Genomic DNA, 21,438 nt, shown 5'->3' on the forward strand with positions numbered 1-21,438 from the left:
TGGCGATTCTGCCCAGCACCGCCCTTTCACGATTGCCAGCCTGACGATCCCGGAATGTTCATCCGCCACATGCGTTGAGACAGGAGCGAGACCATGTCTGTATCAGGAGTGAAGTCTTCCACCGAAAATGCAGTTGCACTGCGACCTTCTTCTCAAGGCACTTTTCACAACCTGGCGGTGAAGCACAGTCAAAAGCCTGACGGTGAGACAGAGGGGGTCGCGGATGCCAAGGAGTTCCGGGACCTGGCGGAAGAAAACGATTGGAAGGTACTCGAAGAAGGTGATGTGCTGCCACCAGTGTCACAGCTGGATCCAGAACGTCAGAATGCGACGACCATCACCTATGAGTACGATGGAACGACATATGCGGTCTCGTCCTACATCGCACCATTCAAGTATTCCGTACTGGGCAGCAAGATAGCGGGAACCGAAATCAGCCATGTGGATAACAACGTCAAGATCGACGTTGCCGATTCCGAAGCCACAGACTTCATGAATGCTGAAACGAGCGAGGACGGAAAGACCGTCGGCGAGCTGTTTCATGACAAGATGAAGGATGAATGGGGTGACCTGGATCTGGATGATCCCCGCCGCCAGTATTACGAACTGCTGCAGGCCAAGACAGCGCTGGTCGGTGGTTTTGATTACCTTCCCTACCAAACCGAAAAGGATGCTTTCCCCTGGGATGGGGATACCACCGGTTATCTAAAGAACTCGACCATCATGGATCAAGCCAGCACTTATGGCTTGCTCAAGGAAAAGGAAATCAACGATAAGCTGGCTGAACTGTCCGAAGATGAACAAGTTATTGATGGCATCGATGGTTTCATGCAAGACGCCGTCAGCAAGATAAAAGACAAGAAAGGCCTGACCAACAGAATTTATGAGGCCATGAGCAGCCCGGAATACATGGAGATGCTCGAGGGAATGAACAGTGATGCGGCCAAGGTGCGTTTTTCCAACGACCTGAAATCACTGGATTACCTGGATAGCGAAAAAGCCAGCGAGATTAGAAACAACGCTCTGGATCAGGGCCTGGCCGAGGAGATATCCAACATCATCGAGAGTGGAGATTATGCTGGCGAGTCCCTGGAACTTGCCATCAGTGACCATGTGCAAACTGCGTTACAAGGAACCTGGTCCGCAATCTTTGGCCTCTCCTTCTCGGACAGAGCAGTACAGAACTATCTGAAGAATGGTGGCGGCGACTTGCCGGATGATGTGAAAAAGGGCCTGGATAGCTACAAGGCTGCAGTCAAGGTTGCGACCGATGCCGTCACGGATTCCTTCAAGTCCAACGGCAAGTTCGATATCCACGATGTGTCTAAAAAAATCTCTGCTGCATTGCAGGAAGGTCATGAAGGAGCACCAAAAAGTGTTCAAGTTCGTAATGGTGCAGCCGCGCTATTACATGCCAGCATGACCAGCGGTGCCCTCCCCGCCATTGCCGGCACCCTGACCGCAACAGCCGCCATCTACACCCTGACCAAGAACCAGGGTGACACCGTCGAAGAGCGGATGGCTGCCGCTCGTGCGTTAATGATCACTCTGGCAACTTCCCCTGCGATGGCGACCGTGGTACTGAAAACAATATTCAACCAGCCAGGGATGGTCACCAAGCTGGGGTTGGATGCAGGTTCCAATACACAGCTTCGAGAAGCCTACCTGAAATTATTTCCAAAGGCTGATGATGCTGTCAGCGTCCCATCGCAATCCAGCAGCCTTGAGACGCAGGAACAGTATCGTGCGGCTATCGGCGGCGATTTGCCTCAAGTAGGTGGCATTGTTGAAGAAGGCTGGGCCGATGACATCATACGCAGCTTTGATGACATTGGCTCAGGCACAAACGTAGATTTTGAACCGCAGTCCCGTAATGCAGAGATAAGTTTTCAGGAGGTCATGGAAGAGCCGAATGATCGCCTTTCACGGGCCAGTTCGGTCTTCACCATCAACTGGGATATGTTGGAGGAAATGGACCCGGAGCGTCGAGCCGCCATGATGTCGACAGTGGATCAACGTTTCGAAGGTATGGGTATTGATCCCAGTAGCATGGATACCCCCAGTAAGCTCCGGCTGGTGGGAACCATGCTCCATACGGTAGGCGGTCTTGCCGATGTGGCCGGGGGGGTGCTGGACCTGGCACTGGGGGCCATGTCGATCGACAAGCTGATCGGCAATCCCGATGCTCTGGATAGCGAATTTGCCGCCGCCTCTCTGCAACTGCTGGGCGGGATCAGCATTGCAGGAGCCGCAGGCACCAACCTGGCCAGCATGATCGCCGGTGGCTCCTTGGCCACCGGACTCGGCATTGCCTCCGGGGCCTTGGGTATTGCCGGGGTCGCCCTGGGGGGAATTGCCGCCATTGTGATGGGGGTCGTTGCCAAGCAAAAATCGGATCAAAAAGCAGAAGAAGTGCTGAATACTTTTGAGAACTGGAGTGCTCTCGGTATTACCGAGGATGATTGGGGCGACAAGCTCAACTACACCATCCACTCTCGCTATGAATACGACCAAGAATATGGCTCGGATGCTTATTACGACCTTTATCCGGAAGACAAGCCAGTCTGGGAGTCACGTCCGGAGCAGTATGAAGACTTCACGGACTATGTGGCGGACCACAAGAATATCTCCGATGACTGGTTCTCCGACTGGGATGATGAACATGATTCCGGTATCGGAGAGAACGGACCGGATCCTTCCGGGCGACAGCGCTTCGGCGATGACGGAGACCCGGGAAGCTTCGGCGAATTCAAGAAAGATGTCGACCGGGTTGATGTCGGCTCCATCGAGCTTGCCGACAATGGCCGGGTCTTCTTTACCAAGGATGGGGTAAAACAGGTCATCGATCCCTTTATTGGAGAAGAGGCCAGTGACTCCACTCGCCAGAACATCATCGACTATCTCACCCAGTTATATGAAATCTCGCATCCCGATGGAAAGAAAGATCACGATATCATTGATGAAATAACATCCCTCCATGATAAGTCAGATAAATATAACGAAATCGATGACCTGAAACGTGCCCTGGATGATTCACAACCACCGCTCTTCGGCGTTGACGATGACAAGCCAGGCACCTTCGATAACTTCAAGATGGATATCGACCGTGTGGATGTTGGCTCCATTGAGTTAGATCCCAGTGATAGCAGTGTCATCACCTTCGTCAAGGACGGTAAAAAATGGCAGCTGGACAAGGATAATCATGGCGACCTGAAGGACTATCATGCGGAAGACATCTTCGATTATCTGAAAGACCTGCATATTCTGACCCATCCGGACGACAAGCTGGACGAAGACCTGGTCGACAAGATCACCCAGCTTCATGATAAGTCTGATGATTACAATGATATCGAGGATCTGCGTGACGAGCTGGACCTGGATATCGACCCGACAGGACTCCCAGTATTTGGCGATGGAGGAAAGCCCGGGAGTTTTGGCGAGTTCAAGAAAGATGTTGACCGTGTTGACGTGGAATCCATCAAACTACTGGACGATGGCCGGGTGATCTTTGTCAAGGATGGCGTCAAGCAGATCATCAACCCTTCCCAGGGAGACACTGCATCCCGTGAAGTTCGTGATGACATCGTCGAATACCTCGAAGGCCTGTACGATATCACGCACCCTGAAGGAAAATTCAGTCAAGAACGTGCGGACTTGATGAATGAAGTGTTTGGCAGAACCGACGACTATAACAGCCTGGATGATATTCGTTCCTACGTTGAATCAGAAGAAAAGCTGTCCGGTTTTGGCAAGGAGTTCATTGAAAAGAACAGGGACTATATCGACACCATCGTGGAATCCTGGGATGACTGGAATGGCGGCGACTCTATTGTCAGCATGGATAATCTGGAGGACATCAGCCAGGACGATGACAGAAGTAAAGCCGAGCAAGAGGCTGCACAATTTCTGATAGATGAATGGAAATTCTTTGAAACGCTGGATACCGCCAAGCACAAGGATGATGCGGATGGAAAAATCAGCACCAATGACCTGGATAGCTGGTTGGCCTCTGTTGATGAAGGCGGGTTCGACGAGTATTCAAGATCGTAGCCAGACACCGATGAATCCGATATACAGGAGCAATAGTTCATCTTGTGCCTGTATATGGATTCATCGGATACCATCACCCTGGAACGCATGCGCACCTTTGTGCGAGTCGTCGAGCGTGGCAACCTCTCCGCCGTCGCGCGGGAATTCGGCATCGGCCAATCGACCGTGACGCGCCACATCCGGGAGCTCGAAGAGGCTCTCGGTGTCCCTTTGCTAAGCAGAACGACACGCCGGGTCACGATTACCGAGGAAGGCAGCCGTTATTACGCCCATAGCCTCCAGATCCTGCGACTCGTCGAACAAGCAGGCTCTGAAGCGCGCAATGCACGTGGTGCACAGAGCGGGACTATCCGCCTTTCATGCACGGCTGCCATCGGCGTCCTGCACATCAGTCGGCTGATCTTTCAGTTTCAGGATCGCTATCCGGATATCCATATCGACCTCAATCTGACGGATGAACGCATCGACCTGGTTCAGGAAGGTGTCGATCTTGCCATTCGGCTCGGCCCACTTGCCGATAGTTCAATGAAGTTGCGTGCGCTTGGCCAATCACAGCGTGTATTGGTGGCGGCCCCCGACTATCTGAACACTCACGGAACACCGACAACGCCGGATGACCTGATCGGTCACGAAGGCATACGCATGTCCAATGTCGCTGGCAGCGAAACACTTGCCCTGCGAGGACCAGAGGGAGAACACCACGCCCTTCCCTTGCAGGGGCGCTTTGTCGTCGACCATGGCCTGGGCGCGCGCGAGGCATTGATCGCCGGACGCGGCATCGCCCCGGCCCATCGCTGGCTCATCGACGACCTGTTGACCAACGGCCGTCTCAAGCAGATCCTTCCTGACTATGCACTTCCATCCACGCCGTTGAACCTGCTGATTGTTCCCGGGCGAGCCGGCATCGCACGAGTTCGCCTGCTGATCGACTTTCTCATCGAACAGAGCGGCCATATTCCCGGTATCGAAACACCATGACGGCAAGCCTGGTGTTTCTTGGACCAGAGCGCTGACGCTGGGACCTCGAACAATGACGCAAAGAAGACAATCGATCTTGATATGCCGCGTATGATTATCAGCCTAGGCTTTAAAGGGGACTGAACGTTTTCCCTCTGAGCAGGCGCTATCGATCAGGAGTACATGGATGCCGCACTCTCTGCACGACCATCGCCAGGGGCTGATCATGGCCGCTGGTGGCGTTGTTGTCCTCAGCATCGACAGTCTGCTGGTGCGCCTGGCGGCCAGCGATGGCTGGGACATCATCTTCTGGCGAGGCGCCCTGATGGGGCTTTCTCTAAGCCTGTTGTGCCTTGGCGGGAAGCGCTTGGTATCGCTGCGCGGCCACATGATGATGTCTCTCGGCTCTGCGCTCTTGCTGGGCCTGTCCTCCGGCCTTTTTGTGCTCGCCGTGATGAACACCAAGGTGGCCAATGTCGTGGTGATTCTGAGTGCGGCCCCCTTGTTTGCCGCCATCTTCACGCGCATGTTCCTGCATGAAGCCGTGCCCATACGTACCTGGCTGGCCATCGTCCTGGCCATGCTTGGCCTGCTGGTGGTCTTCGCGGGCGGACTGAGCGGCGAGGGGTTGCTGGGCGACCTCTATGCGCTGGCTGCTGCCGCCGCCGTAGGCGGCAACCTGACCCTGCTGCGTCATCACCCTACGGTGGACCGAGTCCCGCTGATTGCCATTGGCGGCTTCATATCAGCATTGATTGCCCTGCCGATGGCCACGCCTCTGGCCCTGGCTCCCAAGAGCTACGCCGTATTGGCGCTAATGGGGCTGTTGCAGATGCCGCTTGCCACTGTGTTGATCAACAGCGCCACTCGCTACCTGCCCTCGGCCGAGGTTGCCCTGTTCTATCTACTGGAAGCCGTATTGGGAACGCTGTGGGTCTGGTGGTGGCTGGATGAGCAGCCTCCCCACGCCACCCTGCTGGGCGGCACCCTGATCCTGCTGACCCTTGTCATCAATGCGTGGCTTGGCCTGCGTCAATCCGGCAACAGGAAAGCGCTGCAGTATGGCGAGTACAGCAAATGACAGCGTTTAGGGTTTGTCTCTTTTTTTAAGCGGTATCTACATCTAGCGATATATGCATTAAACAACATATTTATTCGCTAGGTGGGTAATAACTAGAAGGTCAACAACTAGACGGATAACAAATAAGCGGCATGTTGATCATCAACATGCCCAAAATACATTCTTCGACGAAGAATGCCTCGCTGAAACAGGTCTCGTTGAGAATATCTGTGGATTGCTCGGCAGGAGCAAACAGGAAATGCAAGCAACCGATATTCTGGCATATTTGAATGATAAGGAATCATGGCTCGGACAAAAATAGATCCCTGTGCGTACTGCTCATATCTCTATGCGACATCTTGATCAAAAGATCATAAACAATGCTTCATGAGTTACAAAAACTCATGATTTCATGACGAAAAATATATTGTTCTCTGCCTTCTATCCCCTCAGCCTCGCATAGGTCCGTGACCTCCCCCTGATTCCTCTAAACATAAGAAAATCTATGAGTAACGCCATACGTTCCGAAAGAGGCCTATTAAAGGGCCTCAATCCGACGGTGACCATTGCCTCGAAAGTGCTGGTCATCGGCTTTGTCATCTTCTGTACCATGCTCGCCGACAGGGCTGGCACCATCTTCCAGAATGCCTCGACTGCCGTCCTCGACAATGCCAAATGGTTCTATCTGGGGCTGGTCAGTGCCGTACTGGCTTTCCTGCTCTATCTGATGGTCAGCCGCTTTGGCCATATCCGCCTTGGCAAGGACAATGAACGCCCTGAGTTCAGCTACCTGTCCTGGGTCAGCATGCTGTTTTCGGGCGGCATGGGCATCGGGCTGATCTTCTGGTCCGTGGCAGAGCCGATGCTGCACTACGCTGCCAATCCCTTCACCGAGGGCATGAGTGATGCATCCGCCAGCATGGCCATGCGCCTGACCTACTTCCACTGGGGCCTGCATCCCTGGGCCACCTTCATCATCATTGCCCTGGCCCTTTCTTATTTTTCCTACCGTAAAGGGCTCCCCCTGACGCTGCGCTCCATCCTTTACCCGTTCATCGGAGAGCGGATCTACGGCCCGATCGGCCACACGGTGGATATCCTCACCGTTGCCATCACCGCATTCGGGGTATCCACGTCCCTGGGCATGGGCGTAATTCAGATGAACAGTGGGCTGAACAATGTGTTCGGCATCGAGATCGGTACCGGCACCCAATTGGCACTGATTGTGCTGATCATGGCCTTTGCCATCATCTCCGTGGCCACAGGCGTTGGCCGTGGCATGAAGCGACTTTCCGAACTGAACATGTTGCTGTCACTGCTGATCGTGGCCATCGTGCTGGCCATCGGCCCTACTCGCTATATTCTCAACACCCTGCTGCAGAGCACCGGGGATTACGCCAACAACCTGATCAGCATGAGCCTGTGGAGCGATGCCAACGCCGACAGTGGCTGGCAGAACTGGTGGACCGCCTTCTACTGGCCATGGTGGATGACCTGGGCTCCCTTCGTCGGCATGTTCATTGCCCGCATCTCCCGGGGACGCACCATCCGTGAGCTGATCAGTGGTGCTCTTATCGTCCCGACCCTGGTGACCTTAGTGTGGATGGCGGTATTCGGTGGTAGCGCACTATTCGAAGAACAACAGGTACGTCATGCCCATGAATCCATCATGGCGGCCAGCGAAGTGAAGGTAGATGCGGACTTTGCCGGGGGGGCCGTGCTCCAGGCTACCCAGCAAGACACCACTCATGCGCTGTTCACCCTGTTCGACATACTGGACCCAGGCATGCTGGGCAACCTGCTGTCGGTACTGGCAGTGCTGTTGCTGGCCACCTATTTCATCACTTCCGCCGACTCGGGCACCCTGGTGCTGTGCATTCTGGATAGTGCCGGCAATCCCGAACCTCCCCAGTCCATCAGGATAATGTGGGGTATCGTGATTGCCTGCATTGCTGGCGCCCTGCTGTTCGCTGGTGGCCTGGAAACCATTCAGACCGCGTCGATCATCGCCGGCCTGCCAATTGCCATATTCATCATGGTGATGGCCCTGAGCCTCTATCGCATGTTACGCCGCGAACCGGCCGCGGCCTGGATGCTTCCCCCTGCGGTACGCCCCGACAATGCCGAGCTGGATTTCAGCAGTGGCCAGAATGAGGTGGAACGTACCCTGGCGCAGGATGCCTATCTATCCAGAAAATCTGCCCCCGAAAACGCATAGCACCCTTTAGTGACAGCAAGAAGCCCAGCACATTGCTGGGCTTCTTGCTGTCGCAAGGATGCCATGGCACTGGTGGTGGCCGCTGTTACACCACTTCGTCGACCTCGTCTGGCACCAGCAGCGATAGGATAATGTATATGCCATTGACATATCCCAAACTGCCGCCATGATGTATATACCCAACGTATATCCCGAGGTAGAAAATATGGTCCAAGGATCCGTATTTCAGTCCAACCGTAGTCAGGCAGTGCGCCTGCCCAAGGCAGTTGCCCTGCCTGATGATGTCAAACGAGTTGATGTGGTTGCTGTTGGCAGGACGCGAATCATCACGCCTGCGGGTGAGGCGTGGGATAGCTGGTTTGATGAAGAAGGTGTCACCACAGACTTCATGGGCGAACGCGACCAGCCGCTTGAGCAGGAACGTGAGACTCTCTGATGATCAAATATATGCTCGATACCAACATCTGTATCTATACCATCAAGAACAAGCCGCCTCAGGTGCGTGAAGTGTTCAAGCGACATCATGAGCAACTGTGCATGAGTAGTGTGACGCTCATGGAGCTGATCTACGGAGCGGAGAAATCGGCTAACCCCGAGCGCAACCTGCACGTGATCGAAGGGTTCGCTGCTCGACTCGAGGTTTTGCCATTCAACAATGATGCAGCAGCCCATACCGGCCAACTCAGAGCCGAACTGGCCAAGGCGGGTACACCGATTGGCCCGTATGACCAGATGATTGCTGGCCATGCTCGCTCAATGGGCTTGGTGGTAGTCACCAACAACGTTCGTGAGTTTCAACGCGTCCCTGGCCTGCGCATTGAAGATTGGTCCATGACCTGCTGAGCAAGACCGCTCTTCATGTCCATAACCTCTCATACACATAACCTTTATGTACATAAATTGGACACACATGTACACTGCCCGTTCTTCCGGTGCAGTGCGATATGGCGTGCCGATCCAACCTGTTCCTTGAGAGGCTAACTCCATGCCACCTGCTGACATCAGTGACAAGGGCTCTCGTGACGCCTGGCTCGATGCCGCCTTCAACCTGCTGCTCGAATCCGGCGTGGATAGCGTGAAGATCCTGCCACTGGCCAAGCGCCTCAACCTTTCGCGGACCAGCTTCTACTGGTTCTTCAAGGACCGGGAAGCGCTACTGAATGCCCTGATCGAGCGCTGGCGGGAAAAAAACACCCAGGGCCTGGTGCGTCAGAGTGAGGCTTATGCCGAGAACATCGTCGAGGCGATTCTCAATGTATTCGATTGCTGGCTCGATCCCGACATATTCGATTCCCAGCTGGAGTTCGCCATGCGCAGTTGGGCGTTGCAGTCGAATGCAGTATCTCGGGAAATCGATAACGCAGATGAAGCGCGCATCGACGCACTGACACAGATGTTCGTACGCCATGGCTTCGAACCACTGGCAGCCAACGTACGCGGACGCACCATCTACCTGACCCAGATCGGTTATATCTCGATGAACTCCCAGGAATCCCTGGTCATTCGCATGCAGCGCATTCCCTCCTATGTCGAGATCTTCACCGGTCAGACACCGCAGCAGCGCGACCTGCAGCGTTTTCATGCCCGGCATGCTTACATGCCAGACTAGCGGCCGCAGGTCTTCTATACAGAATCACTGCTCGCCGCCTGATAGGCCGCATCAAGCCCACGCTGGATCACCTCATCGATATTCCCGCCGATCATCGCGCGCAGCCCCTTGGCCGTGGTGCCGTTATAGGCAATCAAGCGTTCCACCATCTCGCCTGGGTCACTGCCCAGGCTTTCCAGCAGCAGGCTGCCCCCCACCAGGGTCTGCATGACAGCTTCAAGGGCAATGTCATCCGCGATTCCCTTGTTCCTGGCATGCTCCAGCATCACCTTGGCCAGCAAGGCCGGATAGGCAGGACCGGCGCCACTCAAGGCCGTCATGTAATCGAGAGCGCTCTCTGAAGGAAGCTCTCGCGCCATTCCACAACTCGCCAGCAACGCCTGCACAAGCTCCTGATCAGGCTGAGTGACCTGCTCCGAGGCATACCAGGGAAAATAGCCACGACGAATTTCCGCTGCCGCGTTCGGCATGGCGCGCACCACACGACAACTCCCGAGCTGGCTGGAAATCGCCTGCACAGGAGCCATCGCCAGCAGCGAAATGATCAGCTTGTCGTGTGCCTCGATATGGATATGGCAAAGGTCCTCTGGACGCACCGACAACACGATGACATCCACCCTCTCAACCAATGCTTGATTGTCCTGAACGCAACGGACCCCGGGCCAGTCACGATAGGCATCACCACGCCCTGAACGCGCGGAAACCACCAACTGGTCAGCCGACAGAAGGTTCTGCTCCAGCCAGGCAAGCCCCAGGGAGCGCCCCATCCATCCCTGGCCACCAATAATCCCGATCGTTGTGTTCATCTTCGTTGTGACTGGCTTCATGATTTTTTCGGCCTTCGCTGCCTGCCTCTGTACACAGGTGAACATCTAATTGACAACTATGTACAGTCACGACTAGTTTTGTCAAGCACACAACAAGACAACGCTCTGAAAGACAACGCTCTGAAAAACTAAGCCCTGAAAGACAAAAGCCCTGAAAGACCAAGCTCTAAAAACAAAGCCTGAAAGACGAGCCCGCAAGATAGAGAACTGACCATGACTAACGATCCGCTGCTGACCCCCTTTCAACTCAAGCACTTGACCTTGAAGAACCGGCTGATGATGACCTCCCACGAGCCTGCCTATCCTGAAGACGGCATGCCCAAGGAGCTTTATCGTGCCTATCACGTCGAGCGGGCCAAGGCAGGCATCGGCCTGACCATGACCGCCGGGTCGGCAGCGGTATCCAAGGACAGCCCGCCTGTCTTCAACAACATCCTGGCCTACAAGGACGAGGTGGTCCCCTGGATGCGCGAACTGACCGATGCTTGTCATGAGCACGGCACGGCAGTCATGATCCAGTTGACTCACCTGGGCCGACGCACGCGTTGGGACAAGGGGGATTGGTTGCCAGCGGTGTCATCCTCTCACCGTCGCGAAGCATCGCACCGGGCCTTTCCCAAGCAGGTCGAGGACTGGGATATCGAGCGTCTGATTCGCGACTATGCCGATGCCGCCGAACGCATGCATGCCGCCGGACTTGATGGCATTGAACTGCAGGCCTATGGCCATTTGATGGATCAGTTCTGGTCGCCACTGACCAATACCCTCGAAGGGCCTTATGGGGGTGACCTCGATAACCGGCTGCGTTTCACCTTCGAGGTGTTGCATGCCATTCGCCAGCGAGTCGGCGAGAAGTTTCTTGTCGGTGTGCGCTACACCGGTGATGAGATGCTGCCAGGCGGGCTGACCGCCAGCGATGGCATGGAGATTTCCCGACGCCTGAAAGACAGTGGCCTGGTGGATTTCCTCAACGTGGTCCGCGGCCATATCGATACCGATGCCGGGCTGACGGATGTCATCCCCATTCAAGGCATGCCCAGCGCCCCGCACCTGGAATTTGCCGGTGAAATACGTCGCCAGGTGGACTTCCCCACCTTCCATGGCGCCAAGATTCAGGATGTCGCTACGGCCCGCTACGCCATCTCTTCCGGTACAGTCGACATGATAGGCATGACCCGTGCCCACATGGCCGACCCGCATATCGTGCGCAAGATCATGGAGGGACGCGAAGAAGAGATTCGCCCTTGTGTCGGGGCCAACTACTGTCTCGATCGCATTTACCAGGGCGGTGCTGCCTACTGCATCCACAATGCTGCCACCGGCCGCGAAACCACCATGCCGCACACCATTCCCAAGGCAGCGCACAAGCGCCGGGTGGTGATCATCGGCGCCGGCCCCGCAGGCCTGGAAGCCGCCCGGGTGGCTGGCGAGCGCGGACATGATGTCGTCGTGCTGGAGGCTTCCAGTGATGCTGGCGGCCAGGTACGCCTGACGGCACAGAGCGAGCGTCGACGTGAAATGATGGGCATCATCGACTGGCGCCTCGCCCGTTGCGAAGCGCTCGGTGTCGAGATCCGCTACAACGTCTGGGCAGAAGTCGAAGATGTGCTTCAGGAACAGCCGGATGTGGTCATCGTGGCGACCGGCGGCTTTCCCCAGGAAGACCAGCCCGCCATGGGCAGCGAGCTAGTGGTCACCACATGGGATGTGATTTCCGGACATGTCGCCCCAGGCCAGAACGTACTACTGTTCGACGAGGCTGGCGACCATGCCGCCATGCAGGCAGCGGAGATCATCGCGGCAACAGGAGCACAACTCGAGATCATGACACCAGACAGGACTTTCTCGGCAGAGATCATGGCCATGAACCTGGTGCCTTACATGCGCTCCCTGCAGCGCCCCAATGTCACCTTCACGCCGACCTATCGCTTGAAGTCCGTGCAACGGGACGACAATGCCCTGCTGGCCAGGATCACCAGTGATTATTTTCCTCAAGGTCCGTCCCCCCAGGACCGGCAGGACCTGGACCAGGAGCGACGCATCGATCAGGTGGTGGTCAATTACGGCATCACGCCAATGGCCGATATCTACTTCGAGCTGAAACCCCATTCCAGCAATGGTGGAGAAGTGAATTACGAAGATCTGATCGTGGGCAGTCCCCAGGCCGTCATCCGTCACCAGGACGGCAAGTTCCAACTGTTCCGCATCGGCGATGCCGTCGAACCACGCAACACCCATGCGGCCATTTATGATGCACTCAGGCTGGTCAAGGACCTGTAACCTCATGCCCCAGCAGACGCCTTGCGCACATGACGCTTTACGCACATGATGCGCCCAAGCCGCTTTGTTGTATGTGTCGGTCACGTCCAGGTATCCACCTCCTCGGACAACATTGACTTTTTCGTCCGAAGATTGATGATCTGGGGTTATGGCAAGCTGGCTGGTCAAGCGCTTGCCAGACCTTTCCGTTCCTTCAGCCAATTCCTTCACCCACCGCCGGTTGCCTTTTTCATGCGCTTACAGCCTCATGTCCCTGCACCGGAATCCATCGGCTTTCTCTTGCTGCCGCGTTTTGCCATGGTGGCCTTCTTCTCGGCCATCGAGCCGCTGCGCATCGCCAACCGCATCAGCGGCCAGACGTTGTTCCAGTGGGAAGTCATCAGCAAGGACGGCGCACCGGTCACGGCTTCCAACGACATGACACTTGCTGCCACCTGGTCGCTGCATGACGCTCCGATGACCCCGAGCCTGGCCGTATGTGCAAGCTTTTCACCGGAAAATGCCATCGATGCGGAATTGGTGGAGTGGCTGAACGCACGGGCCAACGCTGGCTGCATGCTGGGTGGGATGGATACTGGTTGTTTCGTGCTCGCCGCAGCGGGTCTATTGAATGAGCAGACCGTCACCCTGCACTGGGAAAGCCTGCCAGAATTTCGCGAGCGCTTCCCGGATATCGAAGCGGTCGAATCGCTTTATGAGGTCTCGGCAGAAGGCTTCTCCTGCGCTGGTGGCAGCTCTGCCATCGACATGAGCCTGGACCTGATTGCCCGCCGGCATGGCACTCGACTGGCCAGCCTGGTACGTGAGCAACTCATTCACGATCAAGGTCGTCTGCCCGCCAGCCGTCAGCGATATACACCTGTTTCTCCCTGCGCTGATCCTATGCTCGACCGCGCCATCGCCTTGATGGAAATGCATCTGGAAGCACCGTTGAGCATCCAGGCCCTGGCCAATGAGCTTGGCTTGTCCTGGCGTGGCCTCGAACGCCTCTTCGAGCGTTATCTGGGGCAATCCCCGCTGCATGTCTATCGGGAACGTCGCCTCAGCCACGCCCATCAACTGCTGCTCGAAACCCGCCACGGTGTCATGGACATCGCTCTGGCCAGTGGCTTTGCCTCTGCCTCAAGCTTTACCCGAGCCTTCCGCCAGCGCTATCTCCTGACGCCCAGGCAGTTGCGCCAGCATTACCGGTAACCCTAAGCGATCCTTCACGCCTTGAGAAAAGCGTCCTGCAACTGTCGAATCTGGCACAGTCATTGTCGAATCATGTGGCTTTTGTTCCTCCAGCCGCTGGCATGCTGGCCTCACCCAGCACTTGCCAGCCACCAGGAGGTTCCATGACCACCACCGCCCTTCCCCTGACACCGGATTACGATGCCTGGCCGGTCGAGTCCCGCATCAAGCATGTGGAGAGCACGCCTCGCCTGGTCACCGTGCACTGGAGCGACGGTGTGATCAGCCGCTACCACAGCATCTGGCTGCGCGAGAATGCGGCTGACGACACCACGGTGAATCCAGCAACCCGAGAACGCATCCTGGACCTTTCCACCCTCCCCGCCTGGCCGGAAATCGCCTATGCACAAATCGATACCCACGGTGCGCTGTGTATCGATTTCATGCCCGAAGAGCGTCGCCTGCGCTTTCATCCAGGCTGGCTGCGTGCCCACGACTACGACAACGTCTGTGACAACAATGCTGCTGATGGCGAAGCGCCACTGGTTCCCGTCACCACTTGGCGGGGAGGCCCAGGTAGCGCCCCGGATACCCTGGATGCCAGCGGCCTGCTCGACACCTCACCCGGCGCTGAAGCCGAGGAAGCCGTACTGGCTCCGGCGCTGGAAAGCCTGCTGGGCAAGGGGCTGGTACGCTTGCGCAATCTACCCACCGAGCCCGGTTCCCTGCAGTCCATCGCCAACAGGATCGGCCCATTGCGGCCCACCAACTTCGGTGAGCTATTCGACGTCAGGGCCAAGCCTGACCCGGACTCCAATGCCTATACCGCGATTGCCTTGCCACCTCATGTGGACCTGCCGACCCGCGAATATCAACCCGGTCTGCAGTGCCTGCATTGCCTGGAAAACAGTGTGGCAGGTGGTGAGGCAGTGATGCTGGATGGTTTCGCCGTGGCCGAGGCGCTGCGTCAGCGCCACCCCGAGGCATACACCACCCTGACTCGTGTCCGCTGGCGTTTCGCCAACACCTCTCGCAGCACGGATTACGTCTGGCACGCACCAATGATTCGCCAGGATGCCCGTGGAGAGCTGCTTGAAGTACGTATCGCCGATTTCCTGCGCGGCCCATTGCAAGCCACTTTCGAGGAGGTGGAACCTGCCTATGAAGCCTTGATGGCACTGCAACACCTGTTGCGCGAACCCGGCTTCGCCATCCGCTTCAGCTACCAGCCTGGTGACCTGGTGATCTTTGACAACCGACGCCTGCTCCACGCCCGGGACGCCTTCGAAGGCGACAGTGGCCATCGCTGGCTGCAAGGCTGCTACCTGGAACGCGACGAAGTTCGCTCGCGTTACCGCATGATCCTGCGCGCCCGCCGACAACGTCGTCTACTTGATAGTGCTACAAGCTGACAGTACTACAAGCGACAGTGCTAAAAGCTAGCAGTGCCACTAGCTGACACCAGCTTATGCCCTCATCAGGTGCATGCAGTGGCCTGTTGAACCAACCAGAAACAAGCATGCCCCCGGAACTGAGATCATGTTCAGAACCGGGGGCATGACGATAGGCTGCGCGCGGTAAATCAGGTCAATGATGTTTCATGACCCGATTATTTTTCATAATCCGACTATTTTTCATAACCCAACAGAGCAAAATCCTTGGCGAACAGGCGAGAAACGATCTCTCTTGATTCGGGGGTAATGTCCGAGACGGATGCCTTTTTCACCATGCTCTTGTTGACATGTGGCAAGGTGGTATTTTTCAGCCTCAACTTGTCGGCAATGGCGGCCCATTTCGCAGAAAGCTCTTCCAGCTTTATCACCTCATCAACCGCCAGCTTGCCATCCTTTGACACAAGGAAGTCTGCCTGCGGCTTCATGAACCAGTAACGCCCTTTCTTCTCTTCAAAGACGCTATCAAGCCGTGAGATGAAAGCGTTTACCTCTTCCTTTACACCAAGGTAGTTGTATGTGGAAATCAACCGGGCATAGGGGTCTCGCACTACAGTGAACTTGTAGTAATCAGAGAACATCTCCGGTGTGATGTAGCAGTTTTCTGTATATTCATCGGCTGTCAGGTGTGCCAGTCGGGGCGGAGCCTTTTCCCCTTCCACTCTCTCCCTCAACAGCAGCGGTGCTCTGTTGTCCCAATCAAGGCCCAAGTCCTCCATAAATGTCATTTCGACTGATTGCCCACCGCATTTCGGGATATGGACAAAAATGGCCTTGTGGTGATGTGAAATCATGTGGCAACACTCATAATCCTGGATTCATGAAATAACCGCAGCACTTTGGGCCCCAGGTAGAGACAAGAGAATCAGCTCTGCACCATACTGTTGCAGCATCCTATGCGAAGCAGCGTATGGAATACCTGTATCTGGCCCAGCCACCAACCATACCAGATTGATTGTTACGATGAAGGTATTAGTCGGTAGCAACTTGTGTCTCCCAGTGTCCGCTAATGGCGACAATATCTGGAACAAAAGGCTTCCTGTTTCCTGACCATGCCCCACTGGCGCAAGTCACCGGGAGTTGTGCCATCCATGACACAGACAAGCGAACTTCAGTACTGCGATATCACATCAACAGCTCATCGAATTGCAGCGGCAGTCTCGATGAGTGTTACCACTGTAGTCCGATCTTTCTGAATTCATTCGACAGGACACCACTGATATCACTCCTATGCTCCTGCAGCACCTGAAGATGCTGTCTCAGGTTAGCCGCGTTCTGCCGTCACGCTGGGAGCCTCACCGAAGCGGGAACGGTATGTCCGGGAAAAATGGGCCAGATGAGTGAAGCCGGTCGCCAGGGCGGCTTCCGTGACTCGACAACGACTGTCGGCCAACAGGCGCTGGGCCTGATCAAGCCGCATGCCCAGGTAGCATTGCTTGGGCGTCTCGCCCAGGTGGGCCATGAAGCAGCGTGTCAACTGACGCTGTGATTGCCCTACCAGGCGACAGATTTCGGGAATTGGCAACGCCTGGGCTAGATTAGCTTCCATGACGGCCAACGCTCTCAATACGCTACGAGGCAAGTGCACATAGCGTTCATCCTGACTCGATACAGGATCATCATTAGAGCGTTGGTGGACGAGTTGGCGCCCCACCGCGTTCGCCAAAGCCGGTCCATAGACTCGCTCCAGCCACATCAGCATCATGTCGATGCTCGCCGACCCACCTGCACCGGTCATCCGCGATGCACCGAGCTCGAAGCGCGCCTGGCTAACCTTTAGATGAGGAAATTCACGGCGAAATGCCGGCACGCTCTCCCAGTGCATGGCCACCCGATGTCCTTCTAGTACCCCCGCCCGCGCCATGATGAATGGTGCAGTATCCAGGCCACCCAGCCAACCTCCGTGCGCTGCGACCCGGCGCAGCACCGCATGATCCTGCAGACGAACCATCGCCTCTGCTTCATAGGATGAAACCACCATCAGTTGCGCATCATCAGCCACAGCACTGAGTTCATCATCCACGTCGATACGTACACCATTGCTGGCCACCACGCCTTCACCATCGGCAGACAGCAGCCTCCAGGCAAACAGATCCCGACCAAAGCGATTGGCAACGCGTAGCGGTTCCAGCAGGCAGAACAGGCTAAGCATCGAGAACTTGGGCAATAGCCACACATCCAGAGTATGTTCGGCCTCCTCGGGGGTCAGCAGAGGCGGCGAATCCGGTCGTGGATAGGGCCAGGTATCGGCGGTATCACTCATCATGGCCAAAAATATCAAATATAAGGCGAATTTATGCAAATCATATCTGCATAGGGGCGTTAGGGTAAAAGCAGTCGCGTATCGGCGCCGAAGGATGCGGCTTTATCGCGCGGTGTTTGACCGCACAGGTATTTATCAGTGTTTCCGTCCCCGGAGCTTTGTCATGACCGCAAGCCCTATGCTGTGGCTGTCCTCGGCTGGACAGCGACTGAGCCTTGCCACCAACCACCAGACTCATGAATTCGCAGCTCTGTGGCTGCGCGAACGCGCCCCTGACGCCGACACTCTGGATCCACGCACCGGCCAACGCCTGATCGAGGCGGCCGAGCTGCCGCTTGATCTGGCGGTGGAAAGCGCTGAACGAGCAGGCGACCATGTGAAGCTGCGCTTCAGTGACGGCCATGTCACTGACTTTTCCTTGCAGGACCTGCTCGCTGCCTGCCACAGGGCCGATACTATCGTCCCCGGACGCACCCTGTGGGACAGCCGCCTCGAGGAACCACCCAGAGCAAACTTTGCCGCCGCACTCCAGGACGACGCTGCGTTACTCGCCATGCTCGAGGAACTGCATCGAACCGGTTTCGTGCTGGTATCGGACGTGCCCACGCAAGAAGACGGCATGCAGGCACTGATCGATCGCATTGGACCGCTACGCCATACCAACTGGGGAGGTATTGCCGACGTCAAGTCAGTGGCCAATGCCTATGACCTGACCATGACGCAGCGGGGGCTCGAGCCGCACACGGATAACCCCTATCGAGACCCGATCCCTGGCTACATCTGGCTGCACTGCCTGACCAATGCGGCCGATGGCGGAGACAACACTCTAGTCGATGGCTATCAGGCCGCCTTGGCACTCAAGCAACGCAGCCCCGAAGCCTTCGAATGCCTGACGCGTATCGCTCCAAGCTTCCTTTACCATGACGACACGACCCGGCTGGAGGGCGAAGGACCGCTGATCGAACTCGATAGCCATGGCCGTGTGGCCCGTGTGCGTTTCTCCAACCGCACCGAGCGTGTCGATGCACTGCCTGCCGATGAGCTGGAACACTACTATGCCGCACGCCAGGCCTTCTATCGTTTGATCACCTCGGATGAGTTGACGTTACACCTCAAGCTTGAGCCGGGTCAGATGCTGATCATGGACAATTACCGCCTGCTTCATGGTCGGCGCGCCTATCAGCTCTCCGGCGGGATACGCCACCTGCGCCAGGGTTATGTCGACCGTGACAGCACTGCCAGTCGCCGTCTGGTGTTGCGTCAACAACTATCTGCCCACCAGCGCCAGGAGGTCAGCGCATGAACCAGGCCAGCTTTCGCCGCTTCGATGAAAGCCACCTCGAGGAATGGCACCTGATCGACGCCCGCTTTCGCGATTATCAGGCCGATGCCCCACGTCGGGTGCTCGAGCACCTCCAGCGTCTGGCTGGCGACCATCATGGCTACCCGGTAGACCGTTACGAGCACTGTCTGCAGACCGCCACCCGCGCCCTGCGCGATGGTGCCGATGAAGAAATGGTCGTGTGTGCCCTGCTTCATGACATCGGTGATGACCTGGCACCTGCCAATCATGCCGAGATCGCCGCAGGTATCCTCGAGCCCTTCATCGACCCCCTGAACGCTTGGATGATTCGCCACCACGAACTCTTTCAGGGCTATCACTATCGCCATTACTTTGGCCAGGATCGCCATGCCCGAGAGCAATTCCGTGATCACCCAGCGTATGAGCGCACAGTATATTTCTGCGATCACTGGGATCAGGTGAGCTTCGATCCTGACTACGACACCCTGCCTCTCAAGCACTTTGTGCCCATGGTGGAGCGGGTCCTGGGACGCCCTCCCTTTGGTGGCCTCCCCGATCCGATCAAGGAGAACACACAGTGATGAACTGTGCCCAGCGACTGATCCAACTGCTCGAGACCTACGGTGTCGACACAGCCTTCGGCATTCCCGGTGTGCACACCATCGAACTGTACCGAGCTCTGGGCGAGAGCCGAATGCGTCACTGCACACCGCGTCATGAACAAGGCGCCGGTTTCATGGCCGATGGTTACGCACGAGCCAGCGGCAAGCCTGCAGCCTGCTTCATCATCACTGGCCCCGGCATGACCAACATTGCCACGGCCATGGGTCAGGCCCTGGCCGACTCCGTGCCAATGCTGGTGTTCTCCAGCGTCAACCAGCGCACCTCTCTGGGCCGTGGCCAGGGACGCCTGCATGAAATGCCCAATCAGCGTGAGACGCTGGCAGGTGTCAGTGTGTTCAGTCACACCCTGCATGATCCAGAGGCCCTGCCTGAAGTGTTGGCCCGAGCCTTCGCGGTGTTTACCAGTGCGCGACCCGGCCCCGTACATATCGAGATTCCCCTGGATGTGCTGACTGCTTCGGCTCCGGCCAAGCTGGCTCGACCACCTCGTATCTTCCCACCTGCACCAGCGCCAGAAGCCATGGCACTGGCTGCCGAATGGCTCGATAGTGCCTCCCGTCCACTGGTGCTGTTGGGAGGTGGATGCAGCAATGCTGCGGATGCCGCCCGCGATCTGGTCGAACGACTCGACGCTCCAACATTCACCACCATCAATGCCAAAGGTGTACTAGGACTCGACCACCCCCTCGACCTGGGAGCAACAGCCAGCCTGCCTGCAGCACGCCGCTTGGCCCGCGAAGCCGATGTGGTTCTGGCAATCGGCACCGAGCTCGGCGAAACCGATTACGATCTAGTCTTTGATGACGGCTTTGTCCTCGATGGACGGCTGATTCGCATCGATATCGATCCTCAACAGCTCGCCCGCAACCAGTCCGCCGACCTTGCTCTGCTCGCCGAAGCGGAGCAGGCCATGCACGCATTGGCCGAGCAGCTGTCCGGCTCTGCATCACGTGGTGGCAGCGATCGCGCCGTGGCGCTGCGCAAGGAACTGGCACTCACCGACGACCCCGAACTCGCACCCTACGTGCCACTGTTCAAGACACTACGTGAATGCCTGCCTGAAGCCATTGTGGTCGGAGACTCCACCGGTCCGGTCTATGCCGGCAACTTCCTGGCCTCGCTGCCCGCACCTCGCCGCTGGTTCAATGCTGCCACCGGCTTCGGTACCCTCGGCTACGGCCTGCCTGCCGCACTCGGGGCTGCCCTGGCCCAGCCCGATCATCCCGTTGTCGCCCTGGTTGGAGACGGTGGCGTGCAGTTCGTATTAGGTGAACTAGGTACGGCTCGCGACCTGGGCAAGGCCGTCGCCGTGGTGATCTGGAACAACGACGGCTACGACGAGATACGCCGCTACATGGCCATGAATCAGGTACCACAGTTAGGTGTCGACCTGGCAGCTCCGGATTTTCAGACCATGGCACAGGCCTTCACCTGCCGCTACCGCCACGTCAGTGATCCGGCTAGCTTCAGTGAAGCCTTGGCGACACTGGAAGAAGCGACATCAGCGTTGATCATCGAAGTTGATGCGGCCAGTTGGATGACATCTTTATGATCGCGGACTCGCTCATTCACGACTTTTTCATTCACGACTTTTTCTTCCACCACACTACCCATGGCATTCAG

Annotated in this window: 16 protein-coding genes; 13 read left to right on the forward strand and 3 right to left on the reverse strand. The window is 56.8% G+C overall.

Going from position 1 to position 21,438, the window contains the following annotated elements:
• The first annotated feature begins 93 nt into the window (after positions 1 to 93).
• From E4T21_RS14320 to E4T21_RS14350, 7 genes are all read left to right on the forward strand, one after another.
• On the forward strand, positions 94 to 4,050 hold the full coding sequence (locus E4T21_RS14320) for a DoxX family protein (protein WP_149285708.1): 3,957 nt from the start codon (positions 94 to 96) through the stop codon (positions 4,048 to 4,050).
• 54 nt (positions 4,051 to 4,104) lie between these two features.
• A complete protein-coding gene (locus E4T21_RS14325) occupies positions 4,105 to 5,028 on the forward strand; it encodes a LysR family transcriptional regulator (protein WP_149285709.1) in 924 nt (307 codons plus the stop codon).
• A 166-nt stretch (positions 5,029 to 5,194) separates the two neighbouring features.
• Positions 5,195 to 6,088 (forward strand): DMT family transporter, encoded by an 894-nt coding sequence (locus E4T21_RS14330; protein ID WP_149285710.1) that lies wholly within the window; start codon positions 5,195 to 5,197, stop codon positions 6,086 to 6,088.
• A gap of 484 nt (positions 6,089 to 6,572) precedes the next feature.
• Positions 6,573 to 8,285, forward strand: a complete 1,713-nt coding sequence (locus tag E4T21_RS14335; RefSeq protein ID WP_240349159.1) for a BCCT family transporter — start codon at positions 6,573 to 6,575, stop codon at positions 8,283 to 8,285.
• Positions 8,286 to 8,490: 205 nt separating this feature from the next.
• Positions 8,491 to 8,721 carry a type II toxin-antitoxin system VapB family antitoxin gene (gene vapB, locus E4T21_RS14340; protein WP_149285711.1) on the forward strand — a complete coding sequence of 77 codons (231 nt, stop codon included), beginning with the start codon at positions 8,491 to 8,493 and terminating at the stop codon, positions 8,719 to 8,721.
• Positions 8,721 to 9,128, forward strand: a complete 408-nt coding sequence (gene vapC / locus E4T21_RS14345) for a type II toxin-antitoxin system tRNA(fMet)-specific endonuclease VapC (RefSeq protein WP_149285712.1) — start codon at positions 8,721 to 8,723, stop codon at positions 9,126 to 9,128. The genes vapB and vapC overlap by 1 nt, the downstream gene beginning before the upstream one ends.
• 142 nt (positions 9,129 to 9,270) lie before the next feature.
• Positions 9,271 to 9,894 carry a TetR/AcrR family transcriptional regulator gene (locus E4T21_RS14350; protein ID WP_149285713.1) on the forward strand — a complete coding sequence of 208 codons (624 nt, stop codon included), beginning with the start codon at positions 9,271 to 9,273 and terminating at the stop codon, positions 9,892 to 9,894.
• 14 nt (positions 9,895 to 9,908) lie between these two features.
• Here the strand turns inward: E4T21_RS14350 and E4T21_RS14355 are convergent, their stop codons facing one another.
• The gene (locus E4T21_RS14355; protein WP_187775004.1) at positions 9,909 to 10,721 is read right to left on the reverse strand and encodes a pyrroline-5-carboxylate reductase family protein; all 813 of its coding nucleotides are present in this window, start codon (positions 10,719 to 10,721) and stop codon (positions 9,909 to 9,911) included.
• A 213-nt stretch (positions 10,722 to 10,934) separates the two neighbouring features.
• Here E4T21_RS14355 and E4T21_RS14360 point away from each other — a divergent pair, with 213 nt between their 5' ends.
• From E4T21_RS14360 to E4T21_RS14370, 3 genes are all read left to right on the forward strand, one after another.
• Complete coding sequence (locus tag E4T21_RS14360) at positions 10,935 to 13,001, forward strand: NADH:flavin oxidoreductase (RefSeq protein ID WP_149285715.1); 2,067 nt, start codon at positions 10,935 to 10,937, stop codon at positions 12,999 to 13,001.
• 231 nt (positions 13,002 to 13,232) lie between these two features.
• Positions 13,233 to 14,195 carry a GlxA family transcriptional regulator gene (locus E4T21_RS14365; protein ID WP_149287235.1) on the forward strand — a complete coding sequence of 321 codons (963 nt, stop codon included), beginning with the start codon at positions 13,233 to 13,235 and terminating at the stop codon, positions 14,193 to 14,195.
• Between the two features lie 143 nt (positions 14,196 to 14,338).
• Positions 14,339 to 15,586 (forward strand): TauD/TfdA family dioxygenase, encoded by a 1,248-nt coding sequence (locus E4T21_RS14370; RefSeq protein ID WP_149285716.1) that lies wholly within the window; start codon positions 14,339 to 14,341, stop codon positions 15,584 to 15,586.
• A 215-nt stretch (positions 15,587 to 15,801) separates the two neighbouring features.
• Here the strand turns inward: E4T21_RS14370 and E4T21_RS14375 are convergent, their stop codons facing one another.
• Both E4T21_RS14375 and E4T21_RS14380 read right to left on the reverse strand, forming a co-directional pair.
• The gene (locus E4T21_RS14375) at positions 15,802 to 16,419 is read right to left on the reverse strand and encodes a sulfotransferase family 2 domain-containing protein (protein ID WP_149285717.1); all 618 of its coding nucleotides are present in this window, start codon (positions 16,417 to 16,419) and stop codon (positions 15,802 to 15,804) included.
• 470 nt (positions 16,420 to 16,889) lie between these two features.
• Positions 16,890 to 17,888, reverse strand: coding sequence for a GlxA family transcriptional regulator (locus E4T21_RS14380; RefSeq protein ID WP_149287236.1), 999 nt, complete (start codon positions 17,886 to 17,888; stop codon positions 16,890 to 16,892).
• Between the two features lie 163 nt (positions 17,889 to 18,051).
• Between E4T21_RS14380 and tmpA the strand changes: the two genes are divergently transcribed.
• The 3 genes from tmpA to E4T21_RS14395 are packed head-to-tail and all read left to right on the forward strand — an operon-like array spanning position 18,052 to position 21,367.
• Positions 18,052 to 19,191 (forward strand): 2-trimethylaminoethylphosphonate dioxygenase, encoded by a 1,140-nt coding sequence (gene tmpA / locus E4T21_RS14385; RefSeq protein WP_149285718.1) that lies wholly within the window; start codon positions 18,052 to 18,054, stop codon positions 19,189 to 19,191.
• Positions 19,188 to 19,772 carry an HD domain-containing protein gene (locus E4T21_RS14390; RefSeq protein ID WP_149285719.1) on the forward strand — a complete coding sequence of 195 codons (585 nt, stop codon included), beginning with the start codon at positions 19,188 to 19,190 and terminating at the stop codon, positions 19,770 to 19,772. The genes tmpA and E4T21_RS14390 overlap by 4 nt, the downstream gene beginning before the upstream one ends.
• Positions 19,772 to 21,367, forward strand: coding sequence for a 5-guanidino-2-oxopentanoate decarboxylase (locus tag E4T21_RS14395; protein ID WP_149285720.1), 1,596 nt, complete (start codon positions 19,772 to 19,774; stop codon positions 21,365 to 21,367). The genes E4T21_RS14390 and E4T21_RS14395 overlap by 1 nt, the downstream gene beginning before the upstream one ends.
• Positions 21,368 to 21,438: the final 71 nt, after the last annotated feature.

It is taken from the genome of Halomonas binhaiensis, assembly GCF_008329985.2.
Lineage (GTDB): Bacteria > Pseudomonadota > Gammaproteobacteria > Pseudomonadales > Halomonadaceae > Halomonas > Halomonas binhaiensis.

Excerpts from the sequence above, each read along its gene's own strand:
- E4T21_RS14320 (WP_149285708.1), top strand. The coding sequence starts at position 94 with ATGTCTGTATCAGGAGTGAAGTCTTCCACCGAAAATGCAGTTGCACTG.
- E4T21_RS14325 (WP_149285709.1), top strand. The coding sequence starts at position 4,105 with ATGGATTCATCGGATACCATCACCCTGGAACGCATGCGCACCTTTGTG.
- E4T21_RS14330 (WP_149285710.1), top strand. The coding sequence starts at position 5,195 with ATGCCGCACTCTCTGCACGACCATCGCCAGGGGCTGATCATGGCCGCT.
- E4T21_RS14335 (WP_240349159.1), top strand. The coding sequence starts at position 6,573 with ATGAGTAACGCCATACGTTCCGAAAGAGGCCTATTAAAGGGCCTCAAT.
- vapB (WP_149285711.1), top strand. The coding sequence starts at position 8,491 with ATGGTCCAAGGATCCGTATTTCAGTCCAACCGTAGTCAGGCAGTGCGC.
- vapC (WP_149285712.1), top strand. The coding sequence starts at position 8,721 with ATGATCAAATATATGCTCGATACCAACATCTGTATCTATACCATCAAG.
- E4T21_RS14350 (WP_149285713.1), top strand. The coding sequence starts at position 9,271 with ATGCCACCTGCTGACATCAGTGACAAGGGCTCTCGTGACGCCTGGCTC.
- E4T21_RS14355 (WP_187775004.1), bottom strand. The coding sequence starts at position 10,721 with ATGAAGCCAGTCACAACGAAGATGAACACAACGATCGGGATTATTGGT.
- E4T21_RS14360 (WP_149285715.1), top strand. The coding sequence starts at position 10,935 with ATGACTAACGATCCGCTGCTGACCCCCTTTCAACTCAAGCACTTGACC.
- E4T21_RS14365 (WP_149287235.1), top strand. The coding sequence starts at position 13,233 with ATGCGCTTACAGCCTCATGTCCCTGCACCGGAATCCATCGGCTTTCTC.
- E4T21_RS14370 (WP_149285716.1), top strand. The coding sequence starts at position 14,339 with ATGACCACCACCGCCCTTCCCCTGACACCGGATTACGATGCCTGGCCG.
- E4T21_RS14375 (WP_149285717.1), bottom strand. The coding sequence starts at position 16,419 with ATGATTTCACATCACCACAAGGCCATTTTTGTCCATATCCCGAAATGC.
- E4T21_RS14380 (WP_149287236.1), bottom strand. The coding sequence starts at position 17,888 with ATGAGTGATACCGCCGATACCTGGCCCTATCCACGACCGGATTCGCCG.
- tmpA (WP_149285718.1), top strand. The coding sequence starts at position 18,052 with ATGACCGCAAGCCCTATGCTGTGGCTGTCCTCGGCTGGACAGCGACTG.
- E4T21_RS14390 (WP_149285719.1), top strand. The coding sequence starts at position 19,188 with ATGAACCAGGCCAGCTTTCGCCGCTTCGATGAAAGCCACCTCGAGGAA.
- E4T21_RS14395 (WP_149285720.1), top strand. The coding sequence starts at position 19,772 with ATGAACTGTGCCCAGCGACTGATCCAACTGCTCGAGACCTACGGTGTC.